Below are 14177 nucleotides of genomic sequence, written 5' to 3' on the forward strand. Positions count from 1 at the left end.
TTTCTTACAGCACCACTAATCTTTTTTTAAACTAGCTTTGTCATATGCTTCAATAATTCTTGCGACCACAGGATGGCGCACGACATCACTGGCTTCAAAATTAACAAAAGCAATTTGTGAAATATTGCTTAGTGTTCGTTCAGCATGCACTAGACCACTGACTACGCCTTTAGGTAAGTCAATCTGACTCGTATCACCATTGACAATCATTTTTGAGTTATACCCTAGTCGTGTCAAAAACATTTTCATTTGCATAATCGTTGTATTTTGAGCTTCATCTAAAATGACAAAAGCATCTTCTAAGGTCCGACCACGCATATAAGCTAAGGGTGCAATTTCAATGATACCGCGATCCATCAAACGATTGGTATGTTCCACACCAAATATTTGATACAGTGCATCATAAACCGGACGCAAGTAAGGGTCAACCTTTTCTTTTAAATCCCCAGGTAAAAAGCCCAAATTTTCCCCAGCTTCGACAGCAGGACGCGTTAGAATGATTTTTTGCACCTGACCTTTTTTTAAAGCTGCAATGGCTAAAACGACCGCCAAAAATGTTTTCCCGGTTCCAGCCGGACCAATCCCAAAAACGACATCGTGTTTTTTCACGGCTTCTAAATATTGCTTTTGTCCGCGATTTTTCACCCGAATTGCCTTGCCATTACGATCTTTTACAATTTCTTCTTCGTATAATGCTAAAAAAGCATTAACACCTTGTAACGGAATCGCTTTTAGTGCTTGGGCAACATCAGGGGTGCTGATATGTACCCCGCGATTAATTAACTCTTGTAAGGCTGTAATTACTTGTTGGGCCACTGCTACAAAACTAGCTTCGCCTTCAATCATAATTGTTTCGCCGCGACTGTTAATGATAACGTGTGTATTTTCTTCAATCAACTTTAAGTGTTTATCATGGGCACCTAACAACATGCTGATATCATCTTTAGCACTGAGTTTTAATTCCAAGACTTTTTTATCTTCTGTCAAAAAGTTACATCTCCTTGTCATTTCCCTTTTTGCCCCGTTTTAAATGGGTAAGTTTTCTGTTTTATCATACCACATTCAAAACTTAAAAGAAAAAAAATCGCAGACAGAAGTCTGCGATTAAATAACTATTTATTCAATAATTCTTTGACGATAGCATTTACCTGATTACCATCAGCTTTCCCTTTGACTAAAGGCATTACAGCCCCCATCACTTTACCAAACTCACTTGGTGAAGTAGCGCCAGTTTTACTGATTGCATCTGTTACAATCTGATGAATTTCTTCTTCAGAAAGTTGTGCTGGTAAATACTTTTCAACGACTTTGATTTCCGCTTTTACTTGCGTTGCCAAATCGTCTCGTCCTGCTTTTTCAAATTCAGTTAAAGAATCACGACGTTGTTTCATTTCCCGTGATAAAACGGTCAATTCTTCATCGTCAGTTAATTCTGCACCTTTTTTGATTTGTTCGTTTTGCAACGATGCCTTCAACATGCGAATCACCTGCAAAGACTCTTTATCCTTAGCTTTCATCGCTGTCTTCATATCATCGTTCAAAGTACTTAGTAGTGACACACTACCAGCTCCAATCTTGTTGCAAACTAGAATTTTTTGCGTTTTCTAGCAGCTTCAGATTTTTTCTTACGTTTCACACTTGGTTTTTCATAAAATTCCCGTTTACGAGATTCTTGAAGAGTCCCAGCTTTTGAAACGGAACGTTTGAAGCGACGAAGAGCGTCGTCAAGAGATTCATTTTTACGAACCACTGTTTTTGACATGTAAATTCCCTCCCTCCGAGCCTAAAAAGTAACCGTTTTTGTTAATCGAAACATTTTCAAAAAACAACACTGTCCTTAAAAAATTATAGCTAAGTAATAAAATAGTGTCAAGAGTATGGTGCAAAGAAAAAAATCTTTTTCGCCTGAAAATTCGTGAAAAGGATGAAAAAATAACTATTGACAGTCAGCACAGCGTCCTAAAATCTCAAAACGATGGCCTTCGATGGTGCAACCGGGAAGTTGTCCTTTGAAAAAATCCATGGGGCAAAGATCTAATTCTTGGGTTTTACCACAAACCGTGCAGATAAAATGATGATGATGATGATTTTTATCCTGACAGCAGTGAAAGCGGAATTTCATCTCACCGTTTAAGTCTGTTTCTTCTAATAAACCAATTTCTGAAAAATCATGGAGATTGCGATAAATCGTATCAAAACTGATACTTCCAAATTCGCCTTCCATATATTCTTGGACTTCTTTAGCTGCCACATAACGATTTTTTTTGGCTAAAAAAGTTAACAACTTTTCCCGTTTATTAGTTTTTTTAAAGCCATGTTCTTTTAAAGTCACCATTGCCTGGTCAATTTTTGTCATTTCTCTTGTCACAAGAAAAACCTCCTAACACATCTACTTGGATAAAAACAGCAACTTTGTCTTTATCGTATCAGACAAATCATAATGATTACGAATTAGTTTTACTTGGATATGGTATAATAAACTACAACAAATTACAAGTGAGGGAAAAAGATGAGTAAAGCTGCTGAAGAAATCTTAACAATTTTTGTCATTTCCGATTCTGCCGGAGAAACGGCTACAAAATTGGCGCAAGCCACCATGGCCCAATACCCCACCGTAGAGTTTAATTTATTTCGCAAGACTTTTATGAGCGACAAAAAGACGCTATTAAAAGCCTTAAAAGAAGCAAAAAAACTCAACGCCTTGATTTTATACACGATGATTAATGAAGATTTAGTCCAATTAATTCGTGATTTTTGCCAAGAAAGTAATTTATTTGGCTTTGACGTTTTATCAGCCCCCGTTTTGGAAATTGAAAAACGAACCGGTGTAGCTCCAACACGTGAACCAGGTGCACTGCACCACTTAAATAAAAACTATTTCAAACGCATTGAAGCAATGGAATTTGCCGTTAAATACGATGATGGTAAAGATCCTCGTGGTTTTTTAGAGGCAGATGTGGTGCTGTTAGGCGTCTCGCGGACTTCAAAAACGCCTTTAAGCTTATTTTTAGCCAATAAAAACTTAAAAGTTGCCAACTTACCCCTTGTGCCCCAAGCTCATATTCCCAAACAGCTCTGGGAAGTGGATAAGAAAAAAATCGTTGGTCTCACGAATGATCCCAACGTTTTAAATGGGATTCGAAAAGAACGAATGATTGCTTATGGTTTGAATCCAGATACGGCCTACTCGGATATTGATAAAATTCGGGCTGAATTAGAATTTGCAAATGACTTATACGAAAAATTGGGTTGTGTCGTGATTAACGTGGCCTCCTTATCAATCGAAGAAACAGCTTCAATGATTATGAATGCCTTAGACTTAGAAGACCACAGTTATTATACAATGGAAGAAGAGTAAGAAAAATACCCAGAAAAAAGTAAGGATTACTGGCGGCAACAGCCTGCTGTACTCCTTGCTTTTTTCTTAGGTATCGCTTATTTTTTAGTATTTTTTTTACGCCGTTGATTTTCCTTTGGGATATCAGCTAAATTATAAGGGGTTATTTGATAAACATCATTTAACCAATTGTGACACAGCAGCTGACTATGCCCCCGCCAATTATTAACCGGTTTTTTAGTGTAATCATTAGCAGGATAGTAATTTTCAGGTACTTTGGGATTTAGCCCTCTTTTTTGATCCCGTAAAAACTCCTGATGCAATGTGTCTGTATCATATTCATAATGACCTAATAAAAAGATATCATGTTCATCATCACTCAACAAAATCGTTGGCCCAATTTCCTTACTTTTGGCAACTACTGCAACTGGTGCTTGTGTTAAATCTTCACAATTAATCCCTGTATAACGAGATTGCGGTCCCCAAAAATAATCGTCAAAACCACGAAAAAGCCGTCGATTTGCTATTGTGTACTGGCAAAAATTACCAAATAGTTTTTCTTGATACATCACTTTTTTCACCCCGTAATGGTAAAAAAGCCCCGCCTGTGCTCCCCAGCAAATATGAATGACCGACGTCACATTTTGCTTACTCCACTCCATTACAAAACATAATTCCTGCCAATAATCAACTTCTTCAAAATCAAGCTCTTCCACCGGCGCTCCGGTGATAATTAGGCCATCATAAAAGCGTTCTTTAATCTCATTAAAACTTAAATAAAATTGGTCTAAATGGCTTTTTGCGACATTTTTGTGGGCATGAGTATTCATTTGTAAAAACTCAACATTGATTTGCAAAGGACTTTGACTAATTAAACGCAACAATTGCGTTTCAGTAGTAATTTTATCCGGCATTAAATTAACGATTAAAATTTCCAGTGGTCTGATGTCTTGTGTCCTAGCTCTTTTGTCATCAATGGCAAAAATATCCCCTGCAGCCAAAATGGCTTTGGCAGGAAAACTATCTGGTAAGCGAATTGGCATGCTTATCCCTCCAGTTGTCTAAATGCTTGTTTTAAATCTTTAATGATATCCTCTGCATTTTCTAAGCCACAAGAAAGACGAATTAAACCCGGTGAAATGCCGGCTTGTTGCAACTCTTGACTTGTTAATTGGCGATGAGTAGCACTTGCAGGATGCAACGCACACGTACGAATATCGGCCACATGCACCTCCAAAGAAACCAATTTTAAAGCATCCAACCATTGAGCAGCTCTTTTGCGATCCTTCCCAATCTCAAAGGAAATCACACCACATAAACCATTAGGTAGATATTTTTGCATTAATTGATAATTAGTATCTGTCTTTAATCCTGGATAAGTAATCTGTGTAACGCTTTTTTCTGATGCTAAAAATTCGGCTACCTTCATCGCATTTTCAAAATGCCGATCCATCCGCACCGGTAATGTTTCAATGCCAAGATTTAATAAAAATGAGTTTTGAGGCGAAGGCGTCGCACCCAAATCCCGCATCAATTGCACACGGGCTTTGGTAATATAAGCAGCGACTCCAAAAGTTTCCGTATAGATAATACTATGGTATGTTTCATCTGGTGTAGCAAGTTGCGGAAACTTCCCGTTAGCCCAATTAAATTTCCCACTATCGACAATCACGCCACCGGTTTGTACAGCATGTCCATCGAGATATTTTGTGGTACTGTGAATTACAACGTCTGCGCCAAATTCAATTGGTCGACAAAAGTATGGTGTGGCAAAAGTATTATCAATTAAAAACGGCACTTCATTTTGATGAGCTAAAGTCGCAAATTTTTCAATATCCAATACTTTCATTGCTGGATTTGCAATTGTTTCAGCAAAAACTGCTTTGGTATTTGTTTTAATCGCTTTTTGTAATTCAGCTAGCGAAGCATTCTGATCAACAAAAGTAACTTCAATTCCCATTTTCTTTAACGTATGGGCAAACAAATTAAAGGTTCCACCATAAATAGCAGCAGCAGAAATAAAATGATCCCCTGCAGTAAGAATATTCAAAAGAGCCAAAAAGGTTGCTGCTTGTCCTGAAGACGTACACAAAGCCCCCACACCACCTTCAAGATTGGCAATTTTTACTTCTACTGCATTGGTGGTAGGATTAGCCAAACGTGTATAAAAGTATCCCGCTTCTTCCAAATCAAAAAGTTTGCCAATGCTTTCAGTTGAGTCATAAGTATACGTTGTACTTTGCACAATCGGCATGACCCGCGGCTCACCGTTTTGTGGCGTATAACCTGCATGTAAACATTTTGTTTCAAATTTCATTTTTTCTGCCTCCTTTTTTTGTCAAGTTGTGAATAATTGAACTAATCTGATTTACAAAAAACTCGCCAACTGAGGCGAGTCCTGGTTAATTTGATTAATGACTTTTAAAAGTCTTTTCCGTCTTTTAAAAAACTTGAACACCTTCACGATCAACTTGGAAAATTTCAATGGTCGCTTTTTTATCAAGCATTTTTAGTTGTGGTATTATTTGGGCTGTTTTATTTTTTGGTGCCAAAATAATAACAGTTGGACCAGCTCCACTTAAATAACAGCCAAAGCCACCTTGAGCATGACTAATTTCTCGAATTTTCGCTAAATGTGGCACGAAAAGACTACGATATTGTTCGTGAAATTGATCTTGTTCCATCATTTTTCCCGCCACTGCTAAATTTCCTGCCATTAAAGCTGCCACCATAACATTGGCAATGCTACTAGCAGTTACTGCTTGACTATAAGACAGTTGTGTAGGTAAAACATCACGACTTTCACTAGTTGCCAGTTCCGTGTTAGGTATAAAAGCAATTAAATCACAGTCAGGAAAATAATGTTTCAGATAGTACGTTTTGTCATCATGATAACTTGCAACAACTAAATCACCACAAATTGCTGGCGCAACATTATCTGGATGCCCTTCCATCTCAGTAGCTAATTTGATTTTATCACTTTCACTTAATTCCAAATTTCCTAAACGATTGGCCAATTCAATTCCGGCTACAATTGCAGAAGAACTACTTCCCAATCCTCGTGTCAACGGAATATCAGACGTCACTTTAATATGATGGGGTAAAAGATTTGGCGCTGTCTTTAAAGCTGTTTGAACAATTAAATTGCTCGCATCAGATGAAATGAAATCGCCATAGCTATGCTCTACTTGCCACGTTATAGCTGGCTTTACAACTTCCACAAACAAATAACAGCTCACCGCTACTCCACAAGAATCAAAACCGGGACCTAAGTTGGCACTAGTGGCCGGTACGCGGATTCTCATAGTTTTGCCACTCCTTGACGTAAGTGATTACGCATCTCTTCTAAATCACTCATTTTATGAATGTCCACTGTAGTTTCATTAATTGCCGTATCAGGATCTTTTAATCCGTTGCCGGTAAAGACGCAAACGACTGTTTCACCTGCTTTAATTTTGCCTGCTTTAACATGTTGAATTACCCCGGCTAAAGACGCTGCTGAACCAGGTTCCACAAAAACACCATCTTGGGCTGCAACTTTTTTATATGCATTCAAAATTTCTGCATCTGTTACAGAATCAATATAGCCTTTTGACTCGTCTCTGGCAGCTTCAGCTAACTTCCAGCTTGCAGGATTACCAATCCGAATTGCCGTTGCAATTGTTTCAGGTTGCGCAATCACTGCCCCTTTTACAATCGCTGCTGCACCTTCTGCTTCAAAACCGTGCATACGTGGCAAAGTTGTTCCTTTTACGTCATGCCATTCTTTAAAACCTTTCCAGTAAGCTGAAATATTTCCCGCGTTCCCAACCGGAATTGCTAAAACATCGGGAGCTTTTTCTAATTGTTGACACACTTCAAAGGCAGCTGTTTTTTGTCCTTCTAAACGATACGGATTCACAGAATTTACCAATGCTACCGCCTCTGTTTCCGCAATTTCACGGACTGCTTTTAAAGCTTCATCAAAATTACCTGGAATCGAAATAATATCAGCACCATAAATAATTGCCTGGGCTAGTTTTCCCATTGCAATTTTACCATCTGGGATAACCACGTAAGCTTTGATACCTGCTCTAGTTGCATACGCTGCCGCTGCCGCACTAGTATTACCTGTTGAGGCACAAATAATTGCTTTCGCCCCATCTTCAACAGCTTTGGCTACAGCCATTACCATTCCGCGGTCTTTAAATGAGCCAGTCGGATTCAAGCCTTCATATTTGCCATACAAGTTAATTTTCAACTCTTTTGACAAGCTATTTAAAGGAATAAGTGGTGTATTTCCCTCTGCTAGTGAAATCATTGGTGTTTTTTCTGTTACAGGTAAATACTCTTTAAAAGTTTTTAATAAGCCTTCGTACATCTTTATCCCTCCAATATTTCCATCATCTGCGTTACTTTTACATCAACGTCAGCTAGTGCTGTTACTACCTCATCACGTTTTTCTAACGATATATTTTGCGTTAAATAAACAACACGAAAATCATCGGTTTGCTTTTGTTCTACTAGTTCAACAGCCAAGTTTATTTCAGAAAAAATTGTCGCAATTTGAGTTTGCTGTTGCTTGGTATCCGCTTTTAAAGCTAAATAAAAACGACCCGTTACATCCGCTTTATTTTGCAAGTTTACCTGTGCTTTGTAATCTGTAAAAGGCGCTACCGGTAGTTTTTCTGCCGTGCGCTGGGCAATAACAGCCAAATCATTTACGACACTTGTTGCTGTTGGAATTGATCCGGCACCTGGACCGTAAAACATACTCTTTCCGATACCATAACTTTTAATAAAGACACCATTTAATTCGTTGTAAATACTTGCTAGAGGATGACGCTTTGGTACTAATTTGGGTGCGACATCAGCATAAACACCATTAGCAGAGTTTTTTGTTTGCGCGATTAATTTAACTTCATAGCCTAACTGTTGGGCCAATTTCAAATCTGCTAAATCCATTCCGCGAATCCCGGTAACAGCAAAATCCTTCATACCTAAATCCTGATGAAATGCAAATCTGGTTAAAATTACGGCTTTATAAGCAGCATCAATTCCGTCAACATCATTGGTTGGGTCTGATTCTGCAAAGCCAAGTTTTTGAGCTTGTTGTAAGGAAACTTCATAAGAAAGATTATTTTCTAGCATTTGCGTCAGCATATAGTTGGTTGTCCCATTTACAATACCAAAAACTTCAGTGATTTCATCTGCTAAAAAGCTATTTACGAGTGTTCGTAAAATTGGAATTCCCCCGGCAACACTCGCTTCATAATAGAAGTAACAGCCATTTTCTTGGGCTGTTGCAACTAATTCATTGCCATGTTGGGCAATCAAATCTTTATTTGCTGAAACAACATGCTTGCCGCTGTTAAGAGCTGCTAAAATAAAAGATTTCGCTGGCTCAATTTTTCCCATGACTTCTACTACAATATCAATTTCAGGATCATCGGTGATGTCTTTAATGTCATGGACTAAAGAAAAACCATGTTCAGCTGCAATAGTTTTTTTATCTTCTCCGATTCGTACCAAAGCTTTCGCAACTTCTAGTTTAATACCGGTAGCAGACAAGATTTTCGTACTATTTTGGGCTATCACTTTTGCTACTCCGGAGCCGACCACACCTAAACCTAATAGACCAATTTTCAATCGCTTTTCCATACTACCTCCTAAAAGTTGTCATTCAAATGAATTAGAATACATTCGTTGTTTTCAAAGAAATTTCTTTAAGCATACCAAAAATGATGCAAAAAAACTAGGACTTTCGTAAATGAAAGTCCTAGTTTTTTCAGTAAAGACAAGAAACATAATGAATTTTGTGCAAAAAGTCTTTCATTAATAATTAGCTATGATGAATATGTTCAAAGGTTTGTTCTAATATATCCAATACGTGATGATCATCTAAACTATATAAAACAGTTTTGCCTTCTCGGCGAGACTTTACTACACGATTATCTCGTAAAAGTTTTAACTGGTGGGAGACAGCTGACTGTTCCATTTCAACTACTTCACCGATAGTTGTCACATTCAATTCACCTTTTTTTAACGCTAGTAAAATTTTAAGTCGTGTTTTATCTGCTAAAACTTTAAAAAGACGACTAACTTGCAGAATTTCTGTTTCTTGCTCCATGTAGACACCTCTTTTATTTCTTAATCCCCAGTTATTTCGTTAATTGCTTTTTCAAGGATAGCAATTTTTTCGATCGCATCTTTTTGATTCTCACCTTTTACACCAATATAGAACTTGATTTTTGGTTCTGTACCAGACGGACGGACGGCAATCCAGCTTTCATCTTCTAAGACGTATTTCAACACATCAGAAGCAGGAGTTGTCATTTTTGCTTCATTGCCATCTAGACCCATAATTGTTCGCGCTTTGAAGTCTTCTGTCTGCACGACTTTTACGCCACCAATTTCACTTGGCGCTTGAGTGCGGAATTTACTCATAATCGCTTTAATTTTAGCTGGTCCTTCTAAACCACTTAAGGTTACAGAAATAGTTTTTTCAGCATAATAGCCATAGGTTTCAAAAATATCTTGTAAACCATCAAATAATGTCTTGTCTTGCTTTTTGTAGTAAGCTGCAACCTCAGCCAATAAAACTAAAGCTTGAATCGCGTCTTTATCTCTAACAAAAGGTTTAACTAAATAGCCGTAGCTTTCTTCAAACCCAAACATAAAAGTTTGGCTATGATCTGTTTCAAATTGTTTAATTTTTTCGGCAATAAACTTAAAGCCAGTTAAAACATTGAGCATGGCAACATCGTATTTAGCTGCAATAGCAGTTGGCAATTCGCTTGAAACGATTGATTTTAAGACAGCAGCATTGCTTGGGAGTGTCCCTGCTTGTTTATGAGCGGCTAAAATATATTCCGTAAAGAGTGCACCAATTTGATTACCTGTTAAGACTTGATATTCACCATTTGGTAAGCGTACTGCTGCTCCAAGGCGATCAGCATCCGGGTCTGTGGCAATCAAAAGATCGGCATCTTCTTTTTTACCTAAAGCAATTGCGTATTCAAAAGCAGAATGTTCTTCTGGATTTGGTGATTTTACGGTAGAAAAGTCAGGATCGGCGACCGCTTGTTCTGGCACTAAAGCAAATTTTTCAAAGCCAGCTTGTTTTAGAGCTTTTTCTCCCAACATTTTGCCAGTTCCGTGTAGTGGCGTATAGACTAATTTTAAGTCTTTGCCCATTTCATTAATTAAATCTTGATTAATAGTGACTGTTTTAATTTCTTTTAGATATGCGGTATCGATTTCTTCACCAATAATATTAATTAAGCCACTGTGCTCTACTTCTTCATCAGATAAAACTTGAATTTCTAATGGATTATCAATGGAGCGCACAAACGTAGTTAAAGCATCTGCATCAGCGGGTGGCATTTGACCACCGTCTTGTCCGTAGACTTTATAACCATTGTATGCAGCAGGATTATGAGAAGCTGTGATCATAATACCGGTAAAAGCTTTTAAGTAACGCACCGCAAAAGATAATTCTGGCGTTGGACGAAGACTTTCAAAAACGTAGGAAGGAATATCGTGTTTTGCTAATGTTTTGGCCGCTTCCATTGCAAATTCTGGCGACATATGGCGAGAATCATAGGCAATGGCTACACCGCGTCTTCTTGTGTTGTCATCTTGTTCATCCATAAAGCGAGCTAAACCTTCTGTGGCTTGTCGGATAGTATAGATATTCATACGATTAATACCCGGGCCTAAAATTCCTCGCATACCAGCAGTACCAAATTCCAGAGGTGCGTAAAACGCGTCTTCTAGTTTCTCAGGATCTTCTTTTAGATCAGCTAATTGTTGCTTTAAATTTTCTTCTAAATTTCCATCGTTTACCCATTGTTCATAGACTTGTTCCCAAGACATGAAATAACACCTCTTTCAATTTTTCTAATTACTTTTTAAGTATATCATTTCACCTTGATAACGCCAACAATCTTTCATAACAATGTTTTTAAAATATTGGCAATTCATCCAAACAAAACACGTACTGATAAAAAAGTGCTTTTGTTGATAAAAATTAGAAAAAGCTGAGTCAATAATGTAGCTGTCTTTTTTAAATAATTGTTTTTAAAGATCACAAAAAAATCCAGAGAAATGATTGCCTTATCGCTTGCATTCATCTCAGCTGGATTTTCAAATTATTTTAGCATCGACTTTAAAAATTTTTATTGACCAACACTTTGGCTATCCTTTAAGTTTTCTAAATATTGAAAGACCTGTTGTCCTGCAATACCACCTTCACCAACAGCGGTGGTAATTTGACGTAAATCTTTTGCCCGGCCATCGCCAATTGCAAAAATACCTGGAATAGCAGTCTTCATAAAGCTGTCTGTCAATAACCACCCAGCTTCATCCAAAATATCCAATTTAGTAAAAGGTGCTGATAGAGGTTCTAAACCAACATAGATAAAGACACCATCTGCTGTTGTTTCATAAACTTCATCTGTTTTAACATTGCGAATATTAACCCCGGTTACTACCATGTCGTTACCTGTTATCTCTTCTACTACCGAGTCCCAGATAAAACTAATTTTTTCATTTGCAAAAGCGCGATCTTGGATAATTTTTTGTGCCCGTAATTCATCCCGGCGATGAACAATGACAACTTCACTTGCAAATTGTGTCAGATAAATTGCTTCTTCTACAGCAGAATCGCCGCCGCCTACAACAATTAGTTTTTTATTCCGGAAAAAGGCTCCATCACAAACTGCACAATAAGAAACCCCACGACCAGCATACTCTTCTTCACCAGGGGCACCTAATTTACGGTGAACACAGCCAGTTGCAATAATGACACTTTTGCCTTTGTAACTATTTTCTTCTGTGATAACTTCTTTATAACTACCATGATCTACCACATCTTGTACAATGCCGTATTCATTTTTAGTTCCAAATTTCTCAACATTTTGATACATTTTCATAGAAAGTTCTGGTCCCATAATGGAATCAAAGCCTGGATAATTCTCAATTTCGGCAGTGTTATTCATTTGCCCCCCCGGAGCACCTCTTTCAATCATTAAAACGGATAAATTCGACCGAGACGCATATAAAGCCGCTGTCATACCGGCGGGGCCGGCGCCGATTACGATTACATCATACATTATTTTTTACCTCCACTTACTTTCTATTAGTAAGCTAACTCTAGTTGAAATAAACTTAGCTGTCTAATAATCTGCTTATAAGAAAAATCATATTACCTAAAACTATATTACTTTTTTCTTACAATTTAAATCCCTAGCTCGCAATTTTTTTCGCATTTGGCGACTTTTTTTAAACAAGCTTGTAGCACGCATTCCTCCCAATAAAAAATGTGATATAAAACACCTTTTATAATCTGATGATTACAAAAAAGTGCTTATATCACATGATTAATTAAGCTAGTTTTTCTCCATTTGAAGCAATTACTTCTTTATACCAATGGAAAGATTTTTTGCGAGAACGCGCCAGTGACCCTTTACCGTGATCATCTAAATCGACATAAATGAAGCCATAGCGTTTTTTCATCTCACCGGTTCCGGCTGAAACCAAATCAATACAGCCCCAAGGCGTGTACCCCATTAAATCAACACCGTCTAATTCCACAGCATCTTTCATAGCGGCAATATGTTTCTTGAAGTAGTCAATGCGGTAATCATCTTCAATACTACCATCTTCTTTTACAACATCTACTGCACCAAAACCATTTTCAACAATAAATAATGGTACTTGATAACGATCATACAAGTTACATAAAGAAATTCTAAGTCCTAATGGATCAACTGCCCAGCCCCATTCAGATTCAGCTAAATAAGGATTTTTCACTGCTGGCTGCTGGTTACCGCCAACATACTTCACATTTTCTGGATTAGCAGAAGAGGCCGTTGACATGTAGTAACTAAAGCCAATATAGTCCACGGTGCCTTCTTTAATCAGCTCATCATCACCAGCCTCTTTTTTGATGGTGATATTTTCCCGCTCAAACCATTTTAATTTGTGAGCAGGATAAGTCCCCTTCACTTGAACATCAATGAAAAATTCTTGACCACGATTAAATTCTAAAGCTGCCATCACATCTTCAGGATTACTTGTCATCGGATAGCTTGGAATATAAGCCACCATCATGCCGATTTTAAAAGCTGGATTAATTTTGTGACCCAATATTACTGCCTTAGCACTAGCTACAAACAAATGATGAATAGCTTGATAGCGATGCTGATTGTCATTTTGATGAATACCAATTTGGGTCCAGCTTCTCAAAAAGTTAATTTCATTAAAGGTCATCCAATATTTCACTTTATCTTTGTATCGTTTAAAGACTGTTTCACAAAAGAAGACAAAGTAATCAACTGTTTTACGATTATTCCAGCCATCCAATTTATCCGCTAAATACATTGGAATATCAAAATGATTAATGGTGACAACCGGTTCAATACCATATTTTAATAACTCATCAAAAACTGCATCATAAAAAGCTAAACCTTCTTCATTGATTTCATCAGTTCCTTTCGGACAAATACGCGCCCAAGACAATGATAGTCGGAAACACTTAAAACCCATTTCTGCAAATAAGGCAATATCTTCTTTATAATGATGATAAAAGTCAGTTGCAACGTGGCTAGGATAGTATTTATCTGGGTCAATATACCCTGTCGCGCCTTTTGGTAGACCTTCTTCTCTTGTTACCTCATGAATTTTTCCATCTTCTGTTTTAAAGGTAATCATACGGGGATTATCTTTACTGCCACCTGTGATAGCATCTAAAGTCGCCAGGCCCTTTCCACCAGATAAATAGCCGCCTTCATATTGATTGGCTGCCGTTGCGCCACCCCACAAAAAATCTTTACTAAATGCCATATATTTTCCTCCT

14 protein-coding genes are annotated in these 14177 nt (G+C 37.6%); 1 reads left to right on the top strand and 13 read right to left on the bottom strand.

Features of this window, described 5'->3' with window-relative positions; all coding sequences use genetic code 11:
* Positions 1 to 15: 15 nt before the first annotated feature.
* The 4 genes from P3T75_RS08645 to P3T75_RS08660 all read right to left on the bottom strand — a co-directional run bounded on the left by P3T75_RS08645 (position 16) and on the right by P3T75_RS08660 (position 2356).
* Positions 16 to 930 carry a PhoH family protein gene (locus P3T75_RS08645; protein WP_407649843.1) on the bottom strand — a complete coding sequence of 305 codons (915 nt, stop codon included), beginning with the start codon at positions 928 to 930 and terminating at the stop codon, positions 16 to 18.
* 182 nt (positions 931 to 1112) lie between these two features.
* On the bottom strand, positions 1113 to 1559 hold the full coding sequence (locus P3T75_RS08650) for a GatB/YqeY domain-containing protein (RefSeq protein WP_282461356.1): 447 nt from the start codon (positions 1557 to 1559) through the stop codon (positions 1113 to 1115).
* A 26-nt stretch (positions 1560 to 1585) separates the two neighbouring features.
* Complete coding sequence (gene rpsU / locus P3T75_RS08655; RefSeq protein WP_002356740.1) at positions 1586 to 1762, bottom strand: 30S ribosomal protein S21; 177 nt, start codon at positions 1760 to 1762, stop codon at positions 1586 to 1588.
* 174 nt (positions 1763 to 1936) lie between these two features.
* Complete coding sequence (locus P3T75_RS08660; RefSeq protein ID WP_206903166.1) at positions 1937 to 2356, bottom strand: Fur family transcriptional regulator; 420 nt, start codon at positions 2354 to 2356, stop codon at positions 1937 to 1939.
* A 153-nt stretch (positions 2357 to 2509) separates the two neighbouring features.
* Here P3T75_RS08660 and P3T75_RS08665 point away from each other — a divergent pair, with 153 nt between their 5' ends.
* Entirely contained in the window at positions 2510 to 3358 is an 849-nt protein-coding gene (locus P3T75_RS08665) for a pyruvate, water dikinase regulatory protein (protein ID WP_206903115.1), read from the top strand.
* Positions 3359 to 3435: 77 nt separating this feature from the next.
* Here P3T75_RS08665 and P3T75_RS08670 read toward each other — a convergent pair whose 3' ends face one another.
* From P3T75_RS08670 to P3T75_RS08710, 9 genes are all read right to left on the bottom strand, one after another.
* Complete coding sequence (locus P3T75_RS08670) at positions 3436 to 4380, bottom strand: homoserine O-succinyltransferase (protein WP_282461357.1); 945 nt, start codon at positions 4378 to 4380, stop codon at positions 3436 to 3438.
* Positions 4381 to 4382: 2 nt separating this feature from the next.
* Entirely contained in the window at positions 4383 to 5654 is a 1272-nt protein-coding gene (locus P3T75_RS08675) for an O-acetylhomoserine aminocarboxypropyltransferase/cysteine synthase family protein (RefSeq protein ID WP_282461358.1), read from the bottom strand.
* 124 nt (positions 5655 to 5778) lie between these two features.
* Positions 5779 to 6642 (bottom strand): homoserine kinase, encoded by an 864-nt coding sequence (thrB, locus tag P3T75_RS08680; protein WP_230708839.1) that lies wholly within the window; start codon positions 6640 to 6642, stop codon positions 5779 to 5781.
* Positions 6639 to 7697 (bottom strand): threonine synthase, encoded by a 1059-nt coding sequence (thrC, locus tag P3T75_RS08685; RefSeq protein ID WP_206903119.1) that lies wholly within the window; start codon positions 7695 to 7697, stop codon positions 6639 to 6641. Before thrC ends, thrB begins: the two co-directional genes overlap by 4 nt.
* 2 nt (positions 7698 to 7699) lie before the next feature.
* On the bottom strand, positions 7700 to 8977 hold the full coding sequence (locus P3T75_RS08690; RefSeq protein WP_282461359.1) for a homoserine dehydrogenase: 1278 nt from the start codon (positions 8975 to 8977) through the stop codon (positions 7700 to 7702).
* 181 nt (positions 8978 to 9158) lie between these two features.
* Complete coding sequence (locus P3T75_RS08695; protein WP_206903121.1) at positions 9159 to 9446, bottom strand: ArsR/SmtB family transcription factor; 288 nt, start codon at positions 9444 to 9446, stop codon at positions 9159 to 9161.
* Between the two features lie 20 nt (positions 9447 to 9466).
* Positions 9467 to 11194, bottom strand: coding sequence for a phospho-sugar mutase (locus P3T75_RS08700; protein ID WP_282461360.1), 1728 nt, complete (start codon positions 11192 to 11194; stop codon positions 9467 to 9469).
* A 302-nt stretch (positions 11195 to 11496) separates the two neighbouring features.
* On the bottom strand, positions 11497 to 12432 hold the full coding sequence (gene trxB, locus P3T75_RS08705) for a thioredoxin-disulfide reductase (protein WP_206903123.1): 936 nt from the start codon (positions 12430 to 12432) through the stop codon (positions 11497 to 11499).
* A 271-nt stretch (positions 12433 to 12703) separates the two neighbouring features.
* Positions 12704 to 14164, bottom strand: coding sequence for a glycoside hydrolase family 1 protein (locus P3T75_RS08710; RefSeq protein WP_282461361.1), 1461 nt, complete (start codon positions 14162 to 14164; stop codon positions 12704 to 12706).
* Between the last annotated feature and the right edge of the window lie 13 nt (positions 14165 to 14177).

Source organism: Enterococcus montenegrensis (genome assembly GCF_029983095.1).
Lineage (GTDB): Bacteria > Bacillota > Bacilli > Lactobacillales > Enterococcaceae > Enterococcus_C > Enterococcus_C montenegrensis.

Coding starts and splice junctions, on each gene's coding strand:
- P3T75_RS08710 (WP_282461361.1), bottom strand. CDS start 14,164: ATGGCATTTAGTAAAGATTTTTTGTGGGGTGGCGCAACGGCAGCCAAT.
- P3T75_RS08675 (WP_282461358.1), bottom strand. CDS start 5,654: ATGAAATTTGAAACAAAATGTTTACATGCAGGTTATACGCCACAAAAC.
- P3T75_RS08695 (WP_206903121.1), bottom strand. CDS start 9,446: ATGGAGCAAGAAACAGAAATTCTGCAAGTTAGTCGTCTTTTTAAAGTT.
- P3T75_RS08645 (WP_407649843.1), bottom strand. CDS start 930: ATGTTGTTAGGTGCCCATGATAAACACTTAAAGTTGATTGAAGAAAAT.
- thrC (WP_206903119.1), bottom strand. CDS start 7,697: ATGTACGAAGGCTTATTAAAAACTTTTAAAGAGTATTTACCTGTAACA.
- P3T75_RS08665 (WP_206903115.1), top strand. CDS start 2,510: ATGAGTAAAGCTGCTGAAGAAATCTTAACAATTTTTGTCATTTCCGAT.
- P3T75_RS08690 (WP_282461359.1), bottom strand. CDS start 8,977: ATGGAAAAGCGATTGAAAATTGGTCTATTAGGTTTAGGTGTGGTCGGC.
- rpsU (WP_002356740.1), bottom strand. CDS start 1,762: ATGTCAAAAACAGTGGTTCGTAAAAATGAATCTCTTGACGACGCTCTT.
- thrB (WP_230708839.1), bottom strand. CDS start 6,642: ATGAGAATCCGCGTACCGGCCACTAGTGCCAACTTAGGTCCCGGTTTT.
- P3T75_RS08700 (WP_282461360.1), bottom strand. CDS start 11,194: ATGTCTTGGGAACAAGTCTATGAACAATGGGTAAACGATGGAAATTTA.
- P3T75_RS08670 (WP_282461357.1), bottom strand. CDS start 4,380: ATGCCAATTCGCTTACCAGATAGTTTTCCTGCCAAAGCCATTTTGGCT.
- P3T75_RS08660 (WP_206903166.1), bottom strand. CDS start 2,356: ATGACAAAAATTGACCAGGCAATGGTGACTTTAAAAGAACATGGCTTT.
- trxB (WP_206903123.1), bottom strand. CDS start 12,432: ATGTATGATGTAATCGTAATCGGCGCCGGCCCCGCCGGTATGACAGCG.